Source organism: Polaribacter gangjinensis, from assembly GCF_038024125.1.
Taxonomy (GTDB): domain Bacteria; phylum Bacteroidota; class Bacteroidia; order Flavobacteriales; family Flavobacteriaceae; genus Polaribacter; species Polaribacter gangjinensis.
Map to the genome: position 1 here is coordinate 1,255,216 of NZ_CP150662.1, position 24,333 is coordinate 1,279,548.

At 31.1% G+C, this 24,333-nt stretch carries 22 protein-coding genes and 1 other RNA gene; 11 read left to right on the plus strand and 12 right to left on the minus strand.

What is annotated here, in order from left to right:
* Positions 1 to 2 precede the first annotated feature (2 nt).
* Entirely contained in the window at positions 3 to 1,262 is a 1,260-nt protein-coding gene (locus tag WHA43_RS05635) for a polysaccharide biosynthesis C-terminal domain-containing protein (RefSeq protein ID WP_105046128.1), read from the plus strand.
* Here the strand turns inward: WHA43_RS05635 and WHA43_RS05640 are convergent.
* The 3 genes from WHA43_RS05640 to radC form a co-directional block, all read right to left on the minus strand.
* Complete coding sequence (locus tag WHA43_RS05640) at positions 1,232 to 2,083, minus strand: hypothetical protein (RefSeq protein WP_105046129.1); 852 nt, start codon at positions 2,081 to 2,083, stop codon at positions 1,232 to 1,234. The genes WHA43_RS05635 and WHA43_RS05640 overlap by 31 nt on opposite strands.
* 1 nt (position 2,084) lies before the next feature.
* The gene (locus tag WHA43_RS05645) at positions 2,085 to 3,389 is read right to left on the minus strand and encodes a polysaccharide deacetylase family protein (RefSeq protein ID WP_105046130.1); all 1,305 of its coding nucleotides are present in this window, start codon (positions 3,387 to 3,389) and stop codon (positions 2,085 to 2,087) included.
* A gap of 104 nt (positions 3,390 to 3,493) precedes the next feature.
* A complete protein-coding gene (gene radC / locus WHA43_RS05650; protein WP_105046131.1) occupies positions 3,494 to 4,180 on the minus strand; it encodes a RadC family protein in 687 nt (228 codons plus the stop codon).
* 266 nt (positions 4,181 to 4,446) lie between these two features.
* Here radC and trkA point away from each other — a divergent pair, with 266 nt between their 5' ends.
* The 6 genes from trkA to WHA43_RS05680 all read left to right on the plus strand — a co-directional run bounded on the left by trkA (position 4,447) and on the right by WHA43_RS05680 (position 13,289).
* Positions 4,447 to 5,793: a Trk system potassium transporter TrkA gene (gene trkA / locus WHA43_RS05655; protein ID WP_105046132.1), complete on the plus strand. Its 1,347-nt coding sequence runs from the start codon at positions 4,447 to 4,449 to the stop codon at positions 5,791 to 5,793.
* 2 nt (positions 5,794 to 5,795) lie between these two features.
* Positions 5,796 to 7,295 carry a TrkH family potassium uptake protein gene (locus tag WHA43_RS05660; protein WP_105046133.1) on the plus strand — a complete coding sequence of 500 codons (1,500 nt, stop codon included), beginning with the start codon at positions 5,796 to 5,798 and terminating at the stop codon, positions 7,293 to 7,295.
* A gap of 195 nt (positions 7,296 to 7,490) precedes the next feature.
* Entirely contained in the window at positions 7,491 to 9,701 is a 2,211-nt protein-coding gene (locus tag WHA43_RS05665) for a T9SS type A sorting domain-containing protein (RefSeq protein WP_105046134.1), read from the plus strand.
* Positions 9,702 to 9,731: 30 nt separating this feature from the next.
* Positions 9,732 to 9,899 carry a hypothetical protein gene (locus WHA43_RS05670; RefSeq protein WP_170039520.1) on the plus strand — a complete coding sequence of 56 codons (168 nt, stop codon included), beginning with the start codon at positions 9,732 to 9,734 and terminating at the stop codon, positions 9,897 to 9,899.
* 137 nt (positions 9,900 to 10,036) lie between these two features.
* Positions 10,037 to 12,064, plus strand: coding sequence for a T9SS type A sorting domain-containing protein (locus WHA43_RS05675; protein ID WP_105046135.1), 2,028 nt, complete (start codon positions 10,037 to 10,039; stop codon positions 12,062 to 12,064).
* An 82-nt stretch (positions 12,065 to 12,146) separates the two neighbouring features.
* Positions 12,147 to 13,289 (plus strand): hypothetical protein, encoded by a 1,143-nt coding sequence (locus tag WHA43_RS05680; RefSeq protein ID WP_105046136.1) that lies wholly within the window; start codon positions 12,147 to 12,149, stop codon positions 13,287 to 13,289.
* Between the two features lie 171 nt (positions 13,290 to 13,460).
* On the opposite strand, the gene WHA43_RS05685 is transcribed toward WHA43_RS05680, so the two are convergent.
* Positions 13,461 to 14,813: a UDP-N-acetylmuramate--L-alanine ligase gene (locus WHA43_RS05685; protein WP_105046137.1), complete on the minus strand. Its 1,353-nt coding sequence runs from the start codon at positions 14,811 to 14,813 to the stop codon at positions 13,461 to 13,463.
* Between the two features lie 251 nt (positions 14,814 to 15,064).
* Here WHA43_RS05685 and WHA43_RS05690 point away from each other — a divergent pair, with 251 nt between their 5' ends.
* Positions 15,065 to 15,511, plus strand: a complete 447-nt coding sequence (locus tag WHA43_RS05690) for a hypothetical protein (protein WP_105046138.1) — start codon at positions 15,065 to 15,067, stop codon at positions 15,509 to 15,511.
* 65 nt (positions 15,512 to 15,576) lie between these two features.
* Here the strand turns inward: WHA43_RS05690 and WHA43_RS05695 are convergent, their stop codons facing one another.
* Positions 15,577 to 16,092 carry a DUF4136 domain-containing protein gene (locus tag WHA43_RS05695; protein WP_105046139.1) on the minus strand — a complete coding sequence of 172 codons (516 nt, stop codon included), beginning with the start codon at positions 16,090 to 16,092 and terminating at the stop codon, positions 15,577 to 15,579.
* Between the two features lie 4 nt (positions 16,093 to 16,096).
* The gene (locus WHA43_RS05700; RefSeq protein ID WP_105046140.1) at positions 16,097 to 17,095 is read right to left on the minus strand and encodes a M20/M25/M40 family metallo-hydrolase; all 999 of its coding nucleotides are present in this window, start codon (positions 17,093 to 17,095) and stop codon (positions 16,097 to 16,099) included.
* Positions 17,096 to 17,163: 68 nt separating this feature from the next.
* Between WHA43_RS05700 and kdsA the strand changes: the two genes are divergently transcribed.
* Both kdsA and WHA43_RS05710 read left to right on the plus strand, forming a co-directional pair.
* On the plus strand, positions 17,164 to 17,988 hold the full coding sequence (gene kdsA, locus WHA43_RS05705) for a 3-deoxy-8-phosphooctulonate synthase (protein ID WP_105046141.1): 825 nt from the start codon (positions 17,164 to 17,166) through the stop codon (positions 17,986 to 17,988).
* Positions 17,989 to 17,992: 4 nt separating this feature from the next.
* A complete protein-coding gene (locus WHA43_RS05710; protein WP_105046142.1) occupies positions 17,993 to 18,544 on the plus strand; it encodes a hypothetical protein in 552 nt (183 codons plus the stop codon).
* Here the strand turns inward: WHA43_RS05710 and WHA43_RS05715 are convergent.
* The 3 genes from WHA43_RS05715 to WHA43_RS05725 form a co-directional block, all read right to left on the minus strand.
* Positions 18,541 to 18,762 carry a DUF3820 family protein gene (locus tag WHA43_RS05715; protein ID WP_105046143.1) on the minus strand — a complete coding sequence of 74 codons (222 nt, stop codon included), beginning with the start codon at positions 18,760 to 18,762 and terminating at the stop codon, positions 18,541 to 18,543. The two genes, WHA43_RS05710 and WHA43_RS05715, sit on opposite strands and share 4 nt — an antisense overlap.
* A 4-nt stretch (positions 18,763 to 18,766) precedes the next feature.
* The gene (locus WHA43_RS05720; RefSeq protein ID WP_105046144.1) at positions 18,767 to 19,948 is read right to left on the minus strand and encodes a TlpA family protein disulfide reductase; all 1,182 of its coding nucleotides are present in this window, start codon (positions 19,946 to 19,948) and stop codon (positions 18,767 to 18,769) included.
* 64 nt (positions 19,949 to 20,012) lie between these two features.
* On the minus strand, positions 20,013 to 21,218 hold the full coding sequence (locus tag WHA43_RS05725; RefSeq protein WP_105046145.1) for an NAD(P)-dependent oxidoreductase: 1,206 nt from the start codon (positions 21,216 to 21,218) through the stop codon (positions 20,013 to 20,015).
* 151 nt (positions 21,219 to 21,369) lie between these two features.
* On the opposite strand from WHA43_RS05725, the gene ssrA reads away from it, so the two are divergent.
* Positions 21,370 to 21,765: a transfer-messenger RNA gene (ssrA, locus tag WHA43_RS05730) on the plus strand.
* A 29-nt stretch (positions 21,766 to 21,794) separates the two neighbouring features.
* Here the strand turns inward: ssrA and WHA43_RS05735 are convergent.
* The 3 genes from WHA43_RS05735 to WHA43_RS05745 are packed head-to-tail and all read right to left on the minus strand — an operon-like array spanning position 21,795 to position 24,303.
* Complete coding sequence (locus tag WHA43_RS05735; protein ID WP_105046146.1) at positions 21,795 to 22,520, minus strand: glycosyltransferase; 726 nt, start codon at positions 22,518 to 22,520, stop codon at positions 21,795 to 21,797.
* On the minus strand, positions 22,504 to 23,598 hold the full coding sequence (locus tag WHA43_RS05740) for a glycosyltransferase (protein WP_105046147.1): 1,095 nt from the start codon (positions 23,596 to 23,598) through the stop codon (positions 22,504 to 22,506). The genes WHA43_RS05735 and WHA43_RS05740 overlap by 17 nt, the downstream gene beginning before the upstream one ends.
* Before the next feature lie 18 nt (positions 23,599 to 23,616).
* Positions 23,617 to 24,303: a cell division ATP-binding protein FtsE gene (locus WHA43_RS05745; protein WP_226742843.1), complete on the minus strand. Its 687-nt coding sequence runs from the start codon at positions 24,301 to 24,303 to the stop codon at positions 23,617 to 23,619.
* Between the last annotated feature and the right edge of the window lie 30 nt (positions 24,304 to 24,333).

A 24,333-nucleotide genomic window follows, 5' to 3' on the forward strand; every position in this document is an offset into this window, starting at 1 on the left:
ATATGCTTAGAAATTACATCCAAAATTTTTTAAGTAGAGCAGGAAGCTATGTTTTTACGGCAACTTTGGCTTCAAAAGCCTTGTCTTTTTTAGCGTCATGGATTGCCTTACAATTGATCGATCATAAAGAATTGGGAGTAGTTCTTTTTGCCTATAATTTCATCGTATTTTTGATTCCAATTAGTGGTTTTGGCTTGAACCAAAGTTTGATTCGATATGGAGCCCTTTTACAAACTCAAGAAGAAAAAGATGCGCTTTTTGTGTATGTTTCAAAAAAAGGATTTTGGGCTACTATTGCACTAATTTTACTAATTATTCTGGGAAGTTTTCTAATTGATTTTCAGTTTCAAAATACACAATTGTATGTTATTATTTTATCATTTGTGTTGATTCCAACTTATTTTTTTGAAGTTATAAGGGCACAATTTAGATTGAAACACGACAACAAATCTTTTGCGTATACCGAGTTTTTTATGAGTCTTTTTTTAGTAATCAATGTGTTTGTGTTAAGTTACTTTTTCAAAGAAATTGGCTATGCAATTGCCTTGATTATTGCTCCGTTAATCACTTCACTCCTATTTATCAAAAAACTAAAAATTAAATTTACAGTATCAAAAAAAGTAAATAACATCAATTTTGAGTTTTGGAAATACGGATTTTTCGCAAGTTTATCAAACGTAGTTACGCAATTGCTTTTTGTGATTGATATTTTACTAATTGGATATTTGCTAAAAGACACTGAAATGGTTACAAATTATAGATACGTTTCATTGATTCCTTTTAGCTTGCTGTTTTTGCCAAGAGTTTTTATGTCCACTGATTTTGTGGTATTTACAGAAAATATTTTTGATAAAAAATACATTGTCAATTATATGAAAAGCTACATGCTTTTTTTCTTGATTATCAGTGTTTTAATGCTTTTGGTAAGTTTTCTTTTTTCAGATGTTATCCTCGCTCTTTTAGATAAGAATTTTGTAAAATTTTCTGATAGTTTTCTGATTTTGATGATAGGAATTGTTGGAATTTATATTTTCAGAGGATTGTATGGCAATTTGTTGTCGTCAATTGGAAAAGCCCATGTTAATTATTATATCGCTACTTTTTCCTTGATTCTCAACATCGTAACTAATTATTATTTGATTCCCAAATACGGAATTTTAGGTGCTGCAATAACAACAGCTATTTTAATGTGGCTTTCAGGAATTATTTCTATGATTGTATTCTGGAAAATTTACAATAAAGTTCTCCTTACCAAAGAATAAGTCTCTACCTCAGCACCAAAACTATTGTAAAAAGTAGCCATATTTGGCATGTTTCCTCCTTCAAAATCAAAAATAAGCGAAGAATTTTCGTGCTTTTTCAACATATAATTTAATAAAAAGCTGGCTGCTTGTAACTCCTTTCCTTGCTCTGAAAATGCTGAAAATAGATACACAATCCGTTTTTTAGAGAATAAAAAAAATGCACCACCCAAAAGAATATCGTCTTTAAAAACTCCCAAAACTTTACCTGTTTTTTGCTGTAAAACATTTTTGGATAGTTTTATCAATTTTTCTTCTGAAAATTGATATTTGTATAACTTTTTTTGAAGTTCAATTAAATTTTCGATGGAAGATTCTAAAACTTGTAATTGATTTTTTTCTGCAACTTTCAATGCGTGTTTTCTTCCTTTTGAAAAATTTTTACGCAACAACTCATAATTTTTATTCAATTGTAAAAACAAATTTTTCTTTGTTTGTTGCCCAATCAATCTATTTTGAGAATTCAAAGCAAGTGAAACTTTTAAAAATTGAATGGGTATTTTATTTATGAATTGTAGTTGCAATTCTTCTGAAATTTCTTCCATTGAAAAAATCCCCAATTGTTGACAAAAATTGGGTTGTGTGATATATTTTAATCCTAATTTTTGTTTCCAAGGAATGGGCATTACAGCTTTATAATCATTCAAAACCATCACATCCCAATTATCAGCAACAATATCCAAAAACCAAGAAAAAGCATAAATTCTTGATTGCAAGGAGTTTTCTATACAAAAATCGTATTTTTCAATATCTAAATTGGCTCTTTTAACGAAAGAAATCATATTATGAAGTAGCGATTTTTATCATAGATTCATACAATCGTTTCCAACCTTTCCATCGCAAATAATCGCTCAAACTTTCGTTGTGAAATAAAGTAATAAAAGTACCATTTACGGCTTTTACTTCATCTTTCAACTCTTTTATTTTACCTAAAGATTGCTTTGGTGTTAGCTTCATATAATCATTCAACGTAGTATCCATCAAGGCAAAAGGAAATATTTTTAAAGGGGTTTGAATTTCAAAATCCAAATCATAAAAATAAAATGGCGTACACGTACTTGCTCGAAAACCAATATGACTTGCATAGCCCATTGAATAATCTTCTTGAATTTCTAAATCAATCAAAATTTGATACGTTTCTGGCAAATTAAATCGCAAATAATGCTGTCTTGATCTTACCACAGGCATGTTTGTAATATTCTCTAACCGCTCTTTTTCTTTTTTAATAATGGATGCATCTTGTGAAGAAAAATACGATGGATGCAAGCCTACAGGCGCATAATCTACAATGTCTTTGATGAGCAATCGAAACTTTTTCTTTGACGCAGAAACATTGGTATCAAATGAAGTGTAATTGCCAATTAAAAAAAAGAAAATTGTAGGAACTTTTAAATCTTTTTTTAGTCGCAATAACTTTTGAAAAGTATCAAATGGATCATTTTTAAAGTTGAGCAAAACAATCAAACGCGACCAAACTTCTCCTAATTTCAATTGAATGAGATCTTTGAAAAATCCGCCAAAAGTTCTAATCAAATTTTTGTGTTTGTAGGCAAATGCATTGTCAACATCAATTGTTGAGATAAATTTATAAGTCCTTTTTTTGAAGGTATAATTTGGAAACTTTTCTTGTAAAATTTTCAAGAGTTTAAAAGCCCAAATATCTACCACAGGTTTTTCTAAAAATCGGTATTTAAAAGCCAAACTTTGCGTAGCAATATAGCGTCCATGATGGTCTTTTACGTGCGGTAAATATTCTTCATAACGAGTAATCAAATAAAAACTTGCGGCAAAAATGTCAAACGGAATTGCAGACCTTGCATTGGTTGCAAAAAAACAAGGAATGTCATCCCACTTTTGCATGCTAATTTCCAAATCATTTACACCTTGCTCAAAAAGTAACTCATTGCTTTTGATAAAAAATTCATTTCCCAAAGGCATTTTGGTATATGAAATTTTAGGACCATCATGCGCAACAAAATCCTCAATTTTTGATGTAAAACTTACAGGAATCAATAATATTCTAGACAATATATGTCTGAAAATATAACGAACTCTAGGAGTAATTTTATGGGTATAAATTAAAATCAAAATGAGTATTGAATTTTAAGTGTTTAGTTTTGAGTGTTTAATTATTAGTATAATCATACACAAATTGCTACATTTTCTCATTATTTCATATATTCAGTAAATCATTACAAAATGCCTTCATCTGCAAAGCTAAAATACGCTTTTTCGGTAATTATCAAATGATCTAGCAATTTTATATCCAGAGTATTTCCTGCATTTTTAATTTTTTGTGTTAGCTGAATATCAGCATCACTAGGTTTTAATTTTCCTGAAGGATGATTGTGACACACAATAATGGCCACTGAAAAAAGCTCTAATGCTTGTTTAAAAAGCAATCTGATATCTACAACTGTTGCTGTCATACCTCCTTTACTGACCTGATGTTTTGCCAAAACTTTGTTGGAATTATTCAAAAAAAGTACCCAAAATTCTTCATGTGATAAATCCCCAATAATGGGTTGCATCAGTTTAAAAACGTCATTGCTTCCTCCTATTTTTGGTTTTTCGAGCAAGTTTTCTAACTGTCTTCTTTTACCTAATTCTAAAGCTGCAACAATATTTACGGCTTTTGCTTCTCCAATTCCTTTAAAAGTCATCAACTTTTCAATCGATAATTTGGCAAGTTCATTGATGTTTCCTGCTACAGATTGCAACATTCTTTGTGATAAAGCCACTGCTGATTCTTGCCTGTTTCCAGAGCCAATTAAAATTGCCATCAATTCAGCATCAGACAGAACTGTTTTTCCTTTGGCGACTAATTTTTCACGAGGTCTGTCATCCAAAGCCCATGATTTTATTGATAACTTTTCCATGTAATTTTTTTCTCTAAAAGTAAGAGATTATTTTATGTAAACACAAATTAGCAAAGCCAAATTTTATGAATATTCATAAAAATCAAAAAGAAACTTTTAAAAAACTCTGTACCCTTTGCGAAAAACCTTTATGTCCTTTGCGTTTAAAATATTTGTTAGTTTAAAAAAAAGACAATATCAAGCTCAAAAAAAATCAATCCATAATTGTCAATTCTTAGTTCATAAATCTTTCTATCTTTGCAACGTTTTCTTAGATCATTGAAAAAATGAAAATTATCATTGCAGGTGCTGGAGACGTTGGTTTTCACTTAGCGAAACTGCTTTCTTACGAGTCTCAAGACACGTATATTATAGATTTTGATGGTGAGCGTTTAAACTACATCAACAATCATTTAGATGTTATCACTAAAAAAGGCGATGCAACTTCTATCAAATTATTGAAAGAAATTGGCGTACATTCTGCTGATTTATTAATTGCAGTTACCGAAAGTCAAAATACCAATTTTACCATTTCCGTTATTGGAAAATCATTGGGCGCCAAAAAAACAATTGCCAGAATTGACAATCCTGAGTTTTTAAATGGCTGTGAGGTAGATTTTAAAAAACTGGGTGTAGATTTTATGATTTCTCCACAAGAATTGGCTGCCAATGAAATTAAAATGTTGCTAAATCAAGCATCATTCAATGATACTGTGGCTTTTGAAAGTGGTGTTTTTAATGTGTTGGGTGCTACATTAACCTATAAATCTCCTTTGATTGATTTAACCGTAAAAGAAGCTAGACAAACATTTCCGAATATCGATTATACTGCCATAGCTATCAAAAGAGAAAACGTATCTCAAACCATCATTCCAAGAGGAGATACTACTTTTGAAATGAATGACCAAGTGTATTTTTCAGTGCCCAATTACAGTATGAAAGATTTGTATCCAATCATTGGAAAAGAACAATTTCATATTAAAAATGTAATGATTTTAGGTGGCAGTAGTATTGGCGAAAAAACAGCTAGAAACTTAGGAAAAGAAAAATTCAATGTAAAACTCATTGAAAAAAATAAAGAAAAAGCAGAGGCGCTTGCCGAAGAATTGTGTGACACCTTAGTGATCAATGGTGATGGTAGAAATTTAGAATTGCTAGAAGAAGAAAACATTCGCGAAACGGATGCTTTCATTGCAGTTACTGGAAATTCTGAAACCAACATCATGTCGTGTTTGGTCGCAAAATCAAAAGGCGTGAAAAAGACCATTGCTTTGGTTGAAAACATGGATTATATCGATATTTCTCAAACCATAGGTATCCAATCGTTGATTAATAAAAAACTAATTGCTGCAAGTAATATTTTCAAACACATTCGCAAAGGTGAAATTTTAGAAATGGCAAACTTGCACAATATTGATGCTGAAGTTTTTGAATTTGAAGTTCGTGAAGATGCCAAAGTCACTAAAAAACCAATCAGAGAATTGCGAATTCCTCGCGAAGCTGTTTTTGGAGGCATCATTAGAAATGGTAAAGCCATGATGTGTTCTGGAAACATGCAAATTCTTGCAGGCGATAAAGTAATTGTATTCAGTTTGCCTGAAGCCATTGAAACTGTAGAAAACTTATTCAAATAAAAATGGCATCGCTCAACGTAAAAATCATTTATCGTTTTTTGGGCATTACTGCTATTTTAAACGGATTTTTCATGTTCATTTCTTTTCCATTCAGTTTTTTTAATGACGAAAAAGCCGCTTGGGGAATTTTAAATGCAGGTATCATAACTATACTTATTGGAGCATTGTTATACTACTTTAACAAACCCAACAACACCAATATTCAAAAAAAAGAGGGTTATCTCATCGTAACTTTAGGTTGGTTAACCCTAACGTTTACAGGGATGTTGCCATACTTATTATCAGGCAGTATCCCCAATGTTATCAATGCTATTTTTGAAACCATTTCTGGATATTCAACCACAGGATCTTCTATTTTAACCGATATTGAGACCATGCCTAAAGGCATTTTGTTTTGGCGCTCTGCAACACATTGGATTGGTGGCATGGGAATTATCGTGCTCACCATCGCTATTTTACCTTTGTTAGGCATTGGGGGAATGCAGCTTTTTATGGCGGAAGCTCCTGGACCATCAGCAGATAAATTGCATCCACGAATTACTGATACTGCCAAACGTTTATACTTGATTTATGTGACGCTTACTTTCGCTGAATTCTTCATGTTAAAAGCAGCAGGAATGACTTGGTTTGACTCCATCAATCATGCCATGGCAACCGTTAGTACAGGAGGATTTTCAACCAAAAACAGCAGTGTGGCTTTTTACAATCACTTGCCTTTGGTGCAATACATCATCATCTTTTTTATGATGGTGGCAGGTACCAATTTTGTATTGACCTATTTCGCATTGAAAGGAAAAATTCAGAAAGTTTTTCAAAGTGAGGAATTTAAATATTATTTGTTTGGTATTATTGGGGTATCCGCAATTGTTACTGTAATAGTACACCACTTTCAAGACCCTACTTTGTCATCATCTATTGTACATCCCAAAGTTTGGGGCGATTTGGAATATGCCATCAGGCATTCGTTATTCATGGTAACATCCGTAGTAACCACCACAGGTTTTGTGTCTGCTGATTACACAACTTGGAATTTATTTGCCACTGGAATTTTCTTTGCCTTGTTTTTTACAGGCGGCTCAGCAGGCTCTACTAGTGGAGGCGTAAAAATTGTTCGCCACATCATCATGCTAAAAAATAGCTTTTTAGAGTTTAAAAAAGCCTTGCACCCCAGTGCGATTATCCCTGTGCGTTATGACGGAAAATCGGTACAGCACCAAATTGTATTCAACATTTTGTCGTTTTTTATCATTTACATGTTGATATTTATTTTGGCATCAGTGATACTAACGCTTTTTGGGATGGACTTTTTCTCAGCCTTAGGTGCAGCAGCTTCTTCATTAGGCAATATTGGCCCTGCTGTTGGCTCAGTAAACCCAGTAGCTAACTTTAACCATTTAACGGATGCTGCCAAACTGTTTTGCTCATTTTTAATGCTCATTGGGCGTTTAGAACTTTTTACAGTTTTGATTTTATTTACACCTTTCTTTTGGAGTAAAAACTAATTTCTTCTTTTTATTATTTAAAGAAAAAAACACAGTTATTTTAGGAATATCATATATTAAAGGTTCCTTTTTTTAGGATTATTATTTTTATACTGTTTGGCATACAGGATTTTTCCTTAAAAAAAACAGGGTTTTTCCCCTATCATTTAAACTTTTTTGTTTTTAGATTTCAAGTCAACTTAAAAACAAAAAATAATGAAAAAAGAAAACTTTTTACAAATTGCTATTGCGTTTTTGTTAACGCTAACACTGTCCTATGGATTGAAGGCTCAAAATACTGGTGATATTGCTTTCACTGCATTTAACTTTGATGACAAAGACGATTTCTCAATTGTTGTATTGGTAGATATCAGTCCGAATACTACAATTTATTTTACCGATAATAATTGGAGTGGGACTTCATTTCCAAATAGCACTGAAGGAACTTTAGAGTGGTCATCTGGTAATGAAACTATCAAAGTTGGAACAATCGTTGTTTTTTCGAGTGTTACTGTAGATGAGACAAGAACAGTAAGTATTGGAAGTATAACTGAACCTGACTCAGGTTTTAACCTATCCGAGGCAGGAGATACTCTTTTGGCTTACTTGGGTAGTAATGAAGATACACCAACAACTTTTTTAACAGGTCTAAAAAATTCCACTTTATCAGTGAATGAGTTAGATGGAACAGGTCTTACTGCTGGTGCTAATTTTTTAGAATTTAACATAACTTCAAGTCCTAATGCTGGGTTTTTCAATAGTTCTAGATCCGATAAATTATCCTATAATTTGTATTTACCTGAAATAATCGATAAAACAAAATGGGTTTCTCAAACAAGTAATGGACAAACAGTTCTACCCTTCTCCCAAGAAGCCTTTACTATAAACACTACTAACTGGACAGGAAATATATCTACAGATTGGAATGAAGCCGGAAATTGGGATAATGGAATTCCAACTTCAGACTCAAATGTTTTCATCACTAATGTAACAAATGACCCAATAATTACAGGTTCATTCAATACTGGAAATATTACTTTACAAACTGGAGCAAGTTTGGTTATAAATGGAGCAATTGTAAATAAAGGAATCACTACAATTAATAATGATGCTACTTTAGTAACCTCATCAGGAGATTTAAATGGAATTGTAACTTATAAAAGAACCCTTGACTTTAAGGTTGCACTAGCAGAAGGCTGGTACTTGGTTTCAAGTCCAATTGTGGGAGAAAATATGATTTCCATGAGAACTAATAATTCATTTTTAGTTAGTCCAAATGATAATACTAAAATTGGTTTTGCCACTTATGATGATTCTCAAGCAACTACTAAATGGAACTATTTTAGTACAAGTTCAGCAGATGCCTTGGTTACTGGTCAGGGATATTCTGCAAAATTAAGTGCCGCTGGAAATATATCTTTTACTGGTACCATCAACACAACAAATGTTTCTGTTGGAGTAGTTTTGGGTGGTACTTATAATTATAACTTGATTGGAAATCCTTTTACATCGTACTTAAATACTGTCGATTTTTTAAATGATAATTCAAATGATTTAACTACTAAGGATATCTGGGTTTGGAATCAAACAACCAATAATTATGATGTAAGAAACCTATCAACAACTATTGTCTTAGCTCCTACTCAAGGTTTTTTTGTAAGAGCAAACAAAGCAACCAATTTAACGATTGCAGAATCCTACCAAACCTCTACAGGAGACGCTTTCCAAAAAACTTCAAAAACAGAAATCTCTCTAAATATGAATGATGGTTCAAATAACAGATTTGCAAAAATCTATTATTTAGCCAATGCAACTACTGGTTTTGACAATGGGTATGATGGAGAAACTTTTGGTGGAGTTACAAATTCGTTAGATGTGTTTACACATTTAGTAGCAAACAGCGAAGGTAAAAAATACCAAGTACAATCCTTACCAAACTCAGATTTTGAGAATATGGTAATTCCTGTGGGTGTAAAAGCTGCTGCTGGAAAAGAAATTACTTTCTCTTTAGAGGCTATGAACATTCCTGACGGCATCAATGTGTATTTAGAAGATAAAATTGCAAATACTGTAACTTTATTGAGCGAAGCTAATGCTACTTACAAAGTAACATTGACTGATGCTTTAGATGGTATTGGACGTTTTTATTTACACACCAAATCTTCTAGTGTTTTAGGCATTGAGAATATTGTTTTAAACAACGTAAGTATCTATTCAGTTGATGCATCAACATTAAGAATTGCTGGGTTATCAGAAGGTAAAGCAAGTGTGAAAATTTATAGCATCCTTGGAAAACAAGTGTTTGAAACTTCTTTCAATGCAACTGCTGTAAAAGACATGCAATTGCCAAAATTAGCTAGTGGAATTTATGTAGTGCAATTGGCTACTGAAAAAGGAACGTTGAACAAAAAAATAACGTTAGAGTAATTTTCCAATCAACTAAATAAAGACACAACCATGAAAAATCAAGATACAAACTCAACAGAAATTACAAGAAAAGAAGCTATCAAAAGAATAGGAACTTATAGCAAATATGCAGCTTTAACTGCTATTGGAACTTATTTAATTTTGAGTCCAAAACAAGCACAAGCGCAAAGCCCAGCTGCACCAGGAACTGGTTTTTAATTTTAACATAAAGTTATTTTTACAAACGCCTCATTTTTCAGTGAGGCGTTTTTTGTATCATTTATTTTTAAAAAAATAGTTATAAAGACACATATTCTATTGAGCATTTTTGAGTATTTTTTGGCAAAAATTGAAAAATGAAAAAGCACTTATTAGTAACCCTTCTTTTGTTGGTATTTTGCCACTTTTTATTGATTGCGAATTCAAAAATCGAAAAGCCTTTTGAAATTAATAATTTCACTCAATTAAAAGTAAATCTAAGTGATGGTAGCACAACAAGGCTTTGTAGAGTCTATTATTTGTCAGAAAACGCTACCAAAGGTTTTGACAATGGTTATGATGGCGAAACTTTTGGCGGCATTACAAGCTCATTCGATATTTTTACACATCTGCTTTCAGGAAATGACGGAAGAAAATTTCAAGTACAATCATTGCCATTGGATGAAATATCAGCGATGATAATTCCCATAAATATTAGATCGATATCCGGAAAACAGTTGGTGGTGACATCCGAACTTTTTTATTTCCCTGTTGGATTGAAAGTTTATTTCGAAGACAAACTGACAAATACCATTACACGAATTGACGAACAAAATACCCATTATACCTTTACTACAAATCAAGCAATAGATAGTTTTGGACGATTTTTCATCTATGTTGCAGAAAGCGAACCTGTTATTAATTCCACTTGGAACGGAAGTGTTAGCAATGAATGGGAAAATCCAACTAATTGGACAGCAGGTGTGCCAACTGCCATTGTAAATGCAATCATTCCAGATGTTTTGAATGCGCCAATTATCAGTAATAGCACCAATAATACAGTAAATGATTTGATAATTGATGAACCTGAAGGCTTAACCATCAATTCAGGTGGATCATTGATTGTCAACGGAATTTCAACAGGAAATGTAACCTATCAAAGAAACTTACCGAGCGAAAATTGGTATTTGGTTTCAAGTCCGGTTTCAGGAGAAACCTATGATAATGACTTTGTAAGTGCCAATAATTTGGCAATTAATGGTCAAAACAATGCCATTGCAACCTATACAACATTGAACAACACTTGGTCTTACATGCAAACTGGAGCAGTCACAAACTTTATTACTGGAAAAGGATATTCTGTTAGAAGAGCAACAGGACAAGGTGCAGGAACTATTTCGTTTACAGGAAACATCAACACCACTAATATCACAATTACACCTAACAATAGCGGAAGTGGATTTAATTTGATTGGAAATCCTTTTACATCGTATGTAAATAATGAAACTTTTATCAATGATAATAGTGCAAATATCTCAGGAAATCAGATTTGGGTTTGGAATTCACAAACGAGTTATTACGATGTAAAAAATTTGATTGAAACCATTGTTTTAGCTCCTGCTAAGGGATTTTTTGTAAAAGCAACTACTTCTGCCAACTTGAATTTTGCAAAATTTCGTCAAGTAAAAACAGGTGATGTTTTTCAAAAAAGCATCAAAAATGAAATCAAACTAAACATAACTGATGGAACACATTCTAGATTTACAAAAATCTATTATCTATACAATGCAACCACTGGTTTTGACAATGGTTATGATGGAGAAACTTTTGGTGGAATTGAAAATACTTTGGATGTTTTTACACATTTAGTAGCAAACAGCGAAGGTAAAAAATACCAAGTACAATCATTACCAAACTCCGATTTTGAAAACATGGTTGTTCCTGTGGGTGTAAAAGCTGTTACAGGAAAAGAAATTACTTTCTCTGTAGAATCTATGAACATTCCTGATGGCATCAATGTGTATTTAGAAGATAAAACTGCAAACACTGTAACTTTATTAAGCGAAGCTAATGCTACTTACAAAGTAACATTGACTGATGCTTTAGATGGTATTGGACGTTTTTATTTACACACTAAATCATCTGGAGTTTTAGGTATAGACACAATTGCATTGAATAACATAAGTATCTATTCTATTGATGCATCAACACTGAGAATTGCTGGGTTATCAGAAGGAAAAGCAAGTGTGAAAATTTACAGTATCCATGGAAAACAAGTGTTTGAAACTTCTTTCAATGCAACTGCTGTAAAAGACATGCAATTGCCAAAATTAGCTAGTGGAATTTATGTAGTGCATTTGGTTTCTGAAAAGGGAATCCTTCAGAAAAAAATCATGTTTGAATAATTGTAAGATCTTTCAATAAAATTTAGAAAAATCTAAAAAAGTACCATTGAAAATAGTACTTTTGGATTGACTAAATTTTTATATGACTACACCCAAAAAAATCCTTTTGTTGCCTATTGAAGACAAAACCATTGTTTGGTTTGCTGCTAGCAATGAATATGTGGTTTTTGAAAATGAGGTTGCCAGCATATTACAACAGCGCATTTCTGGAAGTTCTATTGATGAAATTGCATTGGAAATTTCTAGTAAAATGGACATTCCTTTTACCGAAATTAAAGACTTTATTGAAAATTTAGAAGAACAGTTTTTAAACAAAACATTGGTTGAACACATTCCGTTAGAAAAAGAAGCATCAAAAATACAAAAGCCAAAGAAATTTGAAATTTCTGAAACTTATTTGATCAATGATGTTGTCTGTAAAGTCTCGTTTTTATCTAAAAAAGAACGTGAATTGGTGCATCCTAAATTTGCACATTTGGTAACTACTGATGCGCCTTTACATCATCATTTGTTTGAAGTGTTTATCAATAATAATGAAATTATTTTATACGTAAATAATTCGTTTATTGGCACTTGGCATCCTGAAGAAGTTCATTATTTTCAAGGAAAATTTTCGATGGAATTGATTCAAAAAATTCATCAAAAAGAAGAATCAAAATGGATGGGAGTTTTTCATGCCTCTGCTGTGAGTGATGGCAAACAAAGCATCCTTTTTTTGGGGGATTCTGGCAATGGGAAAAGTACTTCATTGGCCTTGTTACAAGCCAATGGATTTACTTGTTTGGCGGATGATTTTGTGCCAATAGCAGCAGAAAATAAAGAAGTGTATAGTTTTCCTGCAGCCATTTCCATCAAAAAAAATAGTTTGCAAGTATTGGATTCTTTGTATCCAAGTTTAGCAGATGCTATTGAATATGATTATATCCGTTTGAACAAAATTGTGCGTTATTTACCTCCAAATAATGCTGACTTTACAACGCATTTGCCTTGTAAAAAATTGATTTTCATCAAATATGAAAAAGAAGTAGATTTACAAGTAAATTCCATTTCGAAATTAGACGCTTTTCAACAACTCATTCCTGATTCTTGGTTGTCGCCTTTACCTGAAAATGCAGCTATTTTTCTGGATTGGTTTGCACAATTAGAATGTTTTCAAATCAAATACTCTGAAAATGAAAAAATGATTGCAGCAGTTCGTGAATTGTTTGAGGTTTCAAGGGTTTAAAGGTTTCTGTTGTTTCTATTGTTTGAGGGTTGAAAGTTGTTCCACAAAAGCCTCAAAGAAGACACAAAAAACACAAAGAGATTCTTAATAAAAAAACTTTGTGAAACTTTTAGATCACTTTGTGGGTTTTGTGAAATAGCTCAAGAAAATCTAACTTTTAATATCATACTTCTAATTGCATCCCTTCAATTTTTCAAAATCCAATCCACCATAATTTCCAGAACTCATCAATAAAAGAGCTGTTTTTGCTAAATTTTGATCAAATAAAAAATCACTAAATTCTTTAGGATTTGTATAAATAATCAAATCTTCTCGTTGAAAAGCATTCGCGATTTGCTCATGAGTTACGGCTTCTAATTGTTTTATTTTAACTGCATCTGGCGAATAAAAAACAACTGCTTTATCTGCTGAATCCAAAGCACTTTGATATTCTGCTAAAAATTCGGCATTCAAACTAGAATAGGTATGCAGCTCTAAACATGCTAACAATGTCCAATCTTTAAATTGTTCTTTCACCGCTTTTGTAGTTGCTGCTACTTTACTTGGACTGTGAGCAAAATCTTTAAAAATAACAGTGTTTTTGTTGCTTGCAATTTTTTCTAAACGTTTGCTTGCACCTTTAAAACTAGCAATCGCCTCATAAAAATCATCCTCGTCAATTCCCATATGTTGACAAATCCATTTTGCACCAGCTAAATTCTGTAGGTTGTGATTGCCAAAAATTTCTAAGGGCAAAGCACCTTCAGCGGTTTCTAAATAAGTAATTCCATTTTCTATAAAATGATTGGGCGTTTTATAAGGATATTTTTTGATGTGATTTTCAGACGATTCCACAACATCTTTCACATGTTCATCCTCGATATTATACACCATACTTCCACCATTAATCATGGAATCAGTGAAGATTTTAAATTGTTCTTTGTAGTTTTCGAATGTTGGAAAAACGTTGATATGATCCCAAGCAATACCACTCAAAAGCGCAATATTGGGTTTGTATAAGTGAAATTTTGGGCGTCTATCAATGGGCGAACTCAAATATTCATCACCTTCTAAGACCATAAATTCGTTTTCTTCTGTAAGATGCACCATCGTTTCAAAACCTTCTAATTGTGCGCCAACCATATAATCAACAGCTTTTTCATGATAATTCATTACATGTAAAATCATAGAAGTTATGGTTGTCTTTCCATGTGAACCTCCAATAACCACACGAGTTTTATTTTTAGATTGCTCGAATAAAAACTCAGGATATGAATAAATTTTCAACCCTAACTCTTCCGCTTTTACCAATTCTGGATTGTCTTTTTTAGCATGCATTCCCAAAATAACCACATCAATAGTCTTGTTGATTTTTTCAGGAAACCAACCAAAACTTTCAGGCAACAAACCATATTTTTCCAATCTTGATTTTGAAGGTTCGTGAATGGTATCATCACTTCCTGAAACTTTTTCTCCTTTTTGATGTAAAGCAATTGCCAAATTGTGCATGGCACTTCCACCAATTGCAATAAAATGAATGTTCATGTCTAAAATTTTAATCCGTAAAATTACAAAAGTGATGGCAATAAATGGGGCTGAATGATGGCTTTTGATAAAAAGCTTTTCAAAAAACTTTAAGAATTTTCAGAAAATCTAAAGAAATAAAAATCAATTTTCACAGACTAAAAGAATGTTATAACAACTTGAAAAATGATTTTAACAAAAAAGAAAGAGAACATTTACCATCGAAATATATTTTAATTGATACATTTGTATAACTAAAAAACAAATAACATATGAAAAAAATAATTTTTGCTTTAGGTTTCATCCTAGCTTGTTCATTGACTTTGACAGCTCAAGAAATTTCAGAAAATGCAATTGGTCTACGTTTTGGTGGAGGAAATGGTGTTGGAGGTGAAATTTCTTATCAAAAAGCTTTAGGAAGTAGCAATCGTTTAGAAATTGATTTAGGGTTGGCAAATGAGTTTACCAACTTTAAAGCAACAGGTTTGTATCAATGGGTTTGGAATTTAGAAGACAGATTTAATTGGTATGCAGGTGTTGGTGGAGGATTGGTTTCTGCAGGAGGTACTGGAATATACGCTGCTGGTGTTATTGGAATTGAATATAACTTTAAAGCGCCAATTTTACTTTCAATTGACTATCGTCCAGAAGTTGGTGTAGCAGGTGGTTTAAACGGATTGGAATCAGATATTGCTTTATCAGTAAGATATCAATTTTAAATAGAAGGTTTTCAATTTTTGAAAATCTAAAATGACTAAAATCCTCAACAGCTGTTGAGGATTTTTTATTTTGGTGGATACTTACTCAATACTTTTGGAACGATTAATTGAAAATAAACCTCTTTTTCTTGTGGTAATCGTTTTTCTTTTACGGTACTTTCTAAAGATGCTTTCCAAAAAAGTTCTTCTTTGATAGGTGTTAAAAATTCAATTGTTAAAACTTCTCTTATTTTCTTTGATCCAATTGGGATTCCTCCAGAAACTCCAAAAATACTATTAGGACCTGCATTTCCGAATCCAACAGCGACTGTATTTCTGGCAACTTCAGCTGATTTTTCGATATTGAAATCAATAAAAAAGTCGGGTGTTTCACTAAATGTCAATCCTTTTTGTTGCAATGTTGTATCAATAATTTTAAGTATCCTTTTAATATCCAAATCATTTAAATCTTTACCAACATTTTCATAAAATCCGTAAGTTTTGAACTTTTCAAAATCAGTTTTATCATCAAAATCTGTAATCACTTTTGCAGATGAACAACTCATCAAAAAAAATCCAAAAACGATTAAAAGATATTTCATAAGCTTACTTTTTTTCCTCAATAATTACTCTTGATGGTGTATCAATTCCTTTGATTATACTTTCAGTACCTTTTGCAACTGCCTGAATTGTTTGTGTAATTACAGTCATGTTCAAAGTTTCAGCTTCATCAGAAGCTTGGTGATATTCTTTGTCAACATCAATTGGTGTCGTTGAAAATGTGTGTGATGGAACGCCCAATCTTGCTAAAGAAGCGTTATCAGATCTAAAAAATAAATTGAATTTAGCATAGGGATCAGGAAATAATTGGTATCCTGTACCTACTAAATTTTTCTGTATGATTTTCCCAAAATCAGAACGGTCAAATCCAGTTAACCAAGCTGTATTTGGTCCAAAACTTGGCGTTTTTCCAATCATTTCTAAATTGATTCCGGCTACGAATTTACTTGCATCAATACCTTTTCCGAAATGAGTTGACCCAATCAATCCCATTTCTTCTGCTGTGAAAGCCACAAAAACAATGGTTCTTTCATTGGAATTTTGTTCTTTAAAATATTTTGCCAAAGCCAAAACTGCAGTAACTCCTGATGCATCATCGTTTGCACCATTATAAATACTATCTAACTGTCCGTCTTTTTTAATGATTCCTAAATGGTCATAATGAGCAGAAATTATCACATATTCATCTTTTTTTGATTTCCCCTCTAAAACACCTATAATATTAGCACTTGTAATTTCTTCTTTGGTTCTTCTGTTGGTAAAAGTGAAGGTTTGCCTGTAAGAATCTAATCCATCAAATGTTTTTAAACCCAAATTAGAAAATTCATTTTCAATGTATTGCGCTGCTTTTTCAATTCCTGGAGTTCCTGTTTTTCTTCCTTCCATTTTATCAGAAGCCAACATGTATAGATGCTTTTTTACCAAAGTTGAATCGATAAAAAAAGTGTTATTTGTCTTGTTGATATTTTTAGTTTGCGCTAAAACACTTGTTTCTATTGAGGAAATTAAGATAATGAATCCTAAAAGGAAGTTTAATTTTTTCATAATTTTGAATTTTAAGAGTTGAAAGATAGCAAATATAATTTTGTACTTTTACAGAAATTTTCATCAAAATGATTTTAATAGAAATTCCACAAATTAAACATACAAACGCAAATAACTTTTTTTTACTTTCTGGACCTTGTGCTATTGAAGGCGAAGAAATGGCATTAAGAATTGCTGAAAAAGTAGTTGCAATTACCGATAAATTACAAATTCCTTACATTTTTAAAGGCAGTTTTAAAAAAGCAAACAGAAGCAGAATTGATAGTTTTTCAGGAATTGGCGATGAAAAGGCCTTAAAAATTTTGAGAAAAGTTTCAGAAACTTTTCATGTGCCAACTGTTACAGATATTCACGAAACTTCGGATGCTGAAAAAGCTGCAGAATATGTAGATGTTTTGCAAATTCCTGCGTTTTTAGTGCGTCAAACAGATTTAGTGGTTGCTGCTGCAAAAACTGGAAAAGTGGTAAATTTGAAAAAAGGCCAATTTATGAGTCCTGCTTCTATGAAACATGCCGTTCAAAAAGTAAAAGATGCTGGAAATGAAAAAGCATGGATTACAGACAGAGGCACTATGTTTGGTTATCAAGATATGATTGTTGATTTTCGTGGAATTCCTGAAATGAGACAATTTGCGCCAACAATTTTAGATGTAACACATTCTTTACAACAACCCAATCAAACAACTGGAGTTACAGGTGGAAGACCAGATATGATTGAAACCATTGCCAGAGCTGGAATTGTGAATAATGTTGACGGATTATTTATTGAAACTCATTTTGATCCTGCAAATGCAAAAAGCGATGGTGCTAATATGTTGCATTTAAATAATTTAGAACAATTATTATCGAATTTGGTGGCAATTCGAAAAACAATCAATCAGTTTAATTCATAATCAAATGGAATTTTCTTCTCCATTTTCATTGAAAGGATTTACAGCAATTCAAATAGGAATTTATTTTTTAGCAGCTTCCTATTTGATAAAAAATATGTTAGATGGTTTTTTGATTGATGACAATCCAATGGGAATGATGTCTGCACAAATTATTGAAATCACTATCATTTCAATTTTGATTTTTTTATTTTTATTTTCGTCATTAGCTTTATTTTTTAGCGCTAAAAGACGTTCAAAAAAAATGGAAATATCACTTTGGAATCCCGCTTCAAAAAATAATATATGGAGGTATTTAGGAAGTTTTTTAATACTTTTTTTACTTCTCTACTTTTTAATGAGTCAAGGTTTTATTGATTTACTTTCACCCATTTTTATGTTTTTTTATGGATTGATTTTATTTTTAATCAATCAAAAATCAAATAAAAAACTACAAATTATCACAGGAATTTGCGCGTTATTGGCTGTCATTTGTTTTTTAATTCCTAGTTATTGGTATGCTTCCATTTCTATTCTTGGAATTGCACATATTACTTTTGGAATTGTGGTAAAAGATTAGTTTTTATTTCTAATTCCTTTCACTAAATCCTCTAAACCATTCAGTTTTAGCTCATAAATCAATGCCAACTGATTCCCCAGTTTTCCTTTTGGAAAACCTTGATTTTTAAACCAAACTATATAAAATTCAGGCAAATCAATCAAATACTGATTTTTATATTTCCCAAAAGGCATTTTAGCAGTTGCTAAATCTATAAGAAATTGTTTGTTTTGCTCCATTTTTTTACTTTAAAAGTTGTTTTAAAACACTATCTACTTCTTTTTCTAGAAATTCTGAATAACCTAATTTAGAATATTGAACTTCTCCTTTTTTATTGATTATGTAAAATGTTGGATAACCTTTAACTTTAAAATTATTTGAAACTGTCTGATTTACTATAATAGTTGGATACATAATTTTCATATTTTTAATAAAGGGCAACAAATTTTCTCTAGAAATCGAATCAACATCAACATCATTTATTCCAAATAATTTGATGTTTTTAGATTTATATTTTTTGTAAATGTTATTTAATTGAGGAATTGACTTTATACATGGTGGGCAGTTTTTATACCAAAAATCAAGAATAATTATGTTATCATAAAAATCACTAAGTACAAAATTATTTTTATTTAAAAATTCTCCTTTAAAATTCGTTACTTTTTGTCCTTTTAATAATGGGAGATTCTCTTCTTTGGAAGGTGATTGATATTCTGTAAACTCATAGTTTTTAGTTAATAAAACAAACTTATCTGCTAAATCTTTAGCAGTGTAATTATTAAATTTTATCGCGCTCAAATTCCACTCATTATATTGATATAAACTATCCAATTCTGCCCTAAAAACTATTTTATTGATTGCATTTTTTGTATCATCAAAATATATTTCTTTCCATTTATTCTTCACATCAACTTCATCAGGATGAAAAACTTTTAATGAAAGTGATTCTTTATTTTTAGAAATTTTAGCATTGTAAATAGAATCTTCAATAAATTTATAAAGACCATTATATTTAAGAAAATAAGTATTTAATAAATCACCATCAAAATTACCAGTAAAACCATAGGGAATTGGTTCTTTAGGATTAAAACGTGTTACTTTTTTTGTTTTATTATCAATGATATAAAAAGATGTTAAATCGTAATATTTTATATAATCAGTTGTACTATCTTTTCTATGATGCCAAATATAACCCCCAAAAAGTGAATCTGATTTTTCCCTTATTATAATTTCACTTGATTTTGTATTAATTGTATCAGGATAATCAAAATACTTCATTTTATAATCTAAACTATAACTAATAGAGGTATTCTCACTAAAATTAAAAATCAAATTTCTAAGATTATTTTCTAATGATAAATTTTCTTTTTTACAATTTGATATTAAAAAAGTTAGAATGAAAATTGATATAATTTTAGATTTCATTTTTTTTATTTATTAATTTTTTAAAAACATTTTCACTAAAAAACTGCAAAAGATTACTGCGTAATTATTCCATACTATCAACATAATTCTGTAGATAAGAAAATCGTTCCGTTAATTTTCCATTTTCAGTGATTTTTGCACGGCTTAAAATTCCGTTTTTGTCTCCATCAAAAAAAGCTGGAATGACATTTTCAAGAAACATTTCTCCAAAACCTTCGCTAGCATCTTTAGGCAATTCACAGGGTAAATTATCAACAGCCATCACAACAATCGCATTTTCATCAAGAAAATCAACTTCAGTTTCTTTTTCAGGATGATATCCATAAAAAGGATTCTCTATGGTAGATGCACGAATTGTAGTTGGAATTGGACCATTGATATCACAAGAAATATCAGCTATAAAACGGATTTTGAACTCAGGATTTTTAGCATCTTCTTTGGTAAAAAATACAGGTGCTCCATTTCCATAAAAATGTCCTGCAATAAAAAAGTCGGTTACTTTGGCAAATCGTAAAAAATTAGCTTGATAAGCTTCAGGATGATTGTAAAAATCAGCATTGTCAAAGATTTTTCCATCCTTTCGTTTGTTATAATCCAACACATCTACAAAACAAAAAACAGGTTCACTAAAGTTTTGATGTAAATATTCTTCAACAGAAACTTGTTTAATATGCATAGCATCCAACATTTCTTTCGCTCCATAAGCGACTTTACCATTTCCTGTCAACAATATTTTAAGATTTGGTATGTTGATTTTCTGTAATTCAGCAATTAACGCTTGTTGATTTTCCAACGTCGCTGCTTTTGGCAACTGAAATAAATTCAATTTAAAACCAATAGCTCTAAATCCATTATAAGCACCTACAATTCCTGCATAACGTCCAAAACCTATTAAACGTGCACCATTTTCTTTGACAATTGTTTCATGGTCATACAATTCAATATTTTTAGCTAAAATGGCTTGTAATAATTTGCGATTATAAGGTTGTTTTTTGATGGTATGACTAAAGAAAAAATATTTTTTATTGGGAATTAAAGCATCAACTGGAACCTCTTTTACACCCAATAAAATATCACAATCTGACACGTCTGAAACCACTTCAAATCCAGCATTTTTGTAGGCTAAATCAGAAAAAACACGAATATCAGAAGTTTCAACTACAAATTTTGCTGACGGATATTTTCCAATCAATTCTTGTAATTTTTCAGGTGAAAACACTACTCTTTTATCTGGTGGATTTTTACGTTCTCTGATAATGCCAAATTTCATATGTTGAGTATTTTAATATTTTAAAGTAGAAAAGTATTAATTTTTTTATAAATATTCTTCGAAGATATTGGTTTTAAAGAGAATCGCAATGAGTTTTTTTTATACTTTTGCAATCCTCTTTTTAGTAACTTAAAAGAATCTTTGACAATTTGGGGACGACTGGTTTTGACAGCAAGGTCAGTGAAATTGTAAGCATACCAAGGAATGAAATTATTCTTGTAAAACTTATTTCAAACCTATAAACGGCGAAGATAACTACGCTTTAGCTGCTTAATCTGAATTTACAGTAAGATTAGCCTCGGCTCACAAGGTGAGCAAGCTTTATGTCCACGAAAAGCCTTGGTTTACGGCGTTTCATTTATGGGCATCGTAAAAGTAAACATAGAAAATCTTTTGCTTTGAGGGGTTTTCGAAAATCAAAAAAGCTAAGTGAAAAGTAGGTTGTTTTTGACCAGCTTTTCAACGAAAAAACAAACAAAAACTAAGTATGTAGAAAGCTTTTTAGCTGCTTGTTTGGACCCGAGTTCGATTCTCGGCGTCTCCACTTTTAACCCTGTAATACATTGTATTTCAGGGTTATATTTTTTTAAATAAAAACTTAAATAACCCTAAAATTAAAAATAAAGGATAAAATGCAACAGTAGTCAAATCTGATTTTATTGCGATTTCTTCTTCATATAATGACCAATCGTATTTTTTTGAAACACCAAAATCTTCACAAAAAGCAATAGTTTTTAGTATTCTTTTTGAGGTTACTTTGTCAATAAGCAATTTTAAATTCAATTCGTAATCACTTAAAATTTTATATTTTGTTGTAAATCGATGTTTTTCAAATACTAATTTTTGATAAAATATTCCTTGATGATGCATCGAATTTTTTATCCAAAGTAATCTTGAAAATGAAGATTTGAATTGCTGATTTTTATAACGAACATTTCCGAAAACGATTTTAATATCTGATGAAAAAAAAGTTGAAACTTCCTTTAAAATTTGCGCATTTTCAAAGCAGTCTCCAGCACCTAAAAAATAAATCCATTCACCCTTAGAAAGTGAAATTCCTTTGTTCATAGCATCATAAATTCCTGTATCATTTTCGGATAAAAAATGAAATGGAGGTTTTAAATTTTGTAAATAATGCTGTGTTTCTTGGGAGGATTTTCCGTCAATAATCCAAACTTCAAAATCTGTAAATGTCTGTATTTGAATACTTTTAATACTTTTTTGCAATCCAGAAAGATTGTTTAAAACAGGAATTATTATGGAAATTTTTGGTTCGATAAGTATGCTAGTTAAAATAAATATCTAATTTTTGCTGTTCTTTTTCCCAACACAAAACCTCAGATGCCTTTAGCTGGTTTTGTTTAATTGCTAACATTTTATTTTCATCATTCAATAAATCTTGTATCGCAGTTGCAATTGCTTTTGGAGTATAATTTTCTACAATAACTCCAACTTTATATTCATTTATAATGCTTGAAATTTCTATCAAATTTCCAGCAATAATTGGAATTTGAGCATGAATATAATCAAACAATTTATTGGGTAATGAATATTGAAAACTCAATCCTAAAGGCTCTTCTAAAACCATTCCTAAAGTTGCTTTTTGAGTGTAATTTAGTAATTTTTCTCTCGAAATTCTACCCAAGAAAAAAACTCGATTTTCCATTTTTTTATCCTTTACAAATTGTTTCAATTCGGCTTCAACTTTGCCATAACCAATGATAATCAAATCTAAATTTTCTAAGTATTGTAAGGCTTCAATCATCGGTTTTATACCTCTACCTGGATTTAAAACTCCTTGATATAAAATAGTTCTTTGTAGTGTTGGAAAAGAAACTTCTTCAGAAATATATGCTTGATTTTTTAATGGAATATTTCTGATTACTCCCATATTATTTTGATATTTTTTATGGTAAAAATCCGCAATTGATTGACTAACTGTATAGGATTTTTTGATTCTTGGAAGAAAAAAATCTTCTAATTTTCGCCAAAAACTTTGTACAAATTTTCTTCCTTGCAATTCAGGACCTTCTGAAAATAATTCGTGACTATCAAAGACTAATGGCGTTTTTTTAAACTTACTAATAAAAAAACAAGCTGGCAACGTATCCAAATCATTTGCTAAAATACAATCGTACTTTTTAATAAGTAAATAGAAAAAAAGGCGGATATTAAACTCTGCATAAAACAGAAAATTGTGATTAAAAAAATGCTTTTTACGGACAATTTCGTAATCTCTTTTTACAAAAATAGTATTGGGTAAAACTCTTCCATAAACCTCAATTTGATAGCCTTTTTGGAGCAAATATGAACAAACTTTGTGCACTCGATAATCTGTAGAGATATCATTTGTAACTGCAACAAAGAGTTTTTTTTTCAAAAGTTATTGATTTTAAAGCTAGTTTGCAAGTTGTTGCACCACCTCAAACACCTCTCCTGCTTCCACTTTCAACGTTTTGTGTTTGTATTTTACAATCAATTGATAATCATGAGTAGCCATTAAAATGGTTTTACCACTTTGATGAATTTTATTCAATAATTCCATAACCTCTAGAGATGTTTTAGGGTCTAAATTTCCTGTTGGTTCATCTGCCAAAATCAACTCTGGATCATTCAATAAAGCTCTTGCAATGGCAACTCTTTGCTGTTCACCTCCCGAGAGTTCGTAGGCTTTTTTGGATGCTTTTGATTGCATTCCTACTTTTTCTAAAACTTCATCGATTTTTTTATGGATGTCTTCTTTATTTTTCCAACCTGTAGCTTTTAAAACAAACTCCAAATTGGCAAAAACAGTTCTATCTGTTAGTAGTTTAAAACCTTGAAAAACGATGCCGATTTTTCTTCTTAAATACGGAATATTTTTATCTTTTAATTTTTCCAAATCAAAACCAACAACAGTTCCTTTTCCATCCAGTAAAGGAATATCTGCATATAAAGTTTTCATCAAACTGCTTTTTCCACTTCCAGTTTTTCCTATCATGTAAAAAAAATCACCTTTATTGATGGTTAAATTTACGTTCGACAAAACGAGTGAATCTCCTTGATAAATATTTGCATTTTCTAGATGCAAAACAGTATTTTCCATAAAAAAAAGTTAACACTACAAACTTATAAG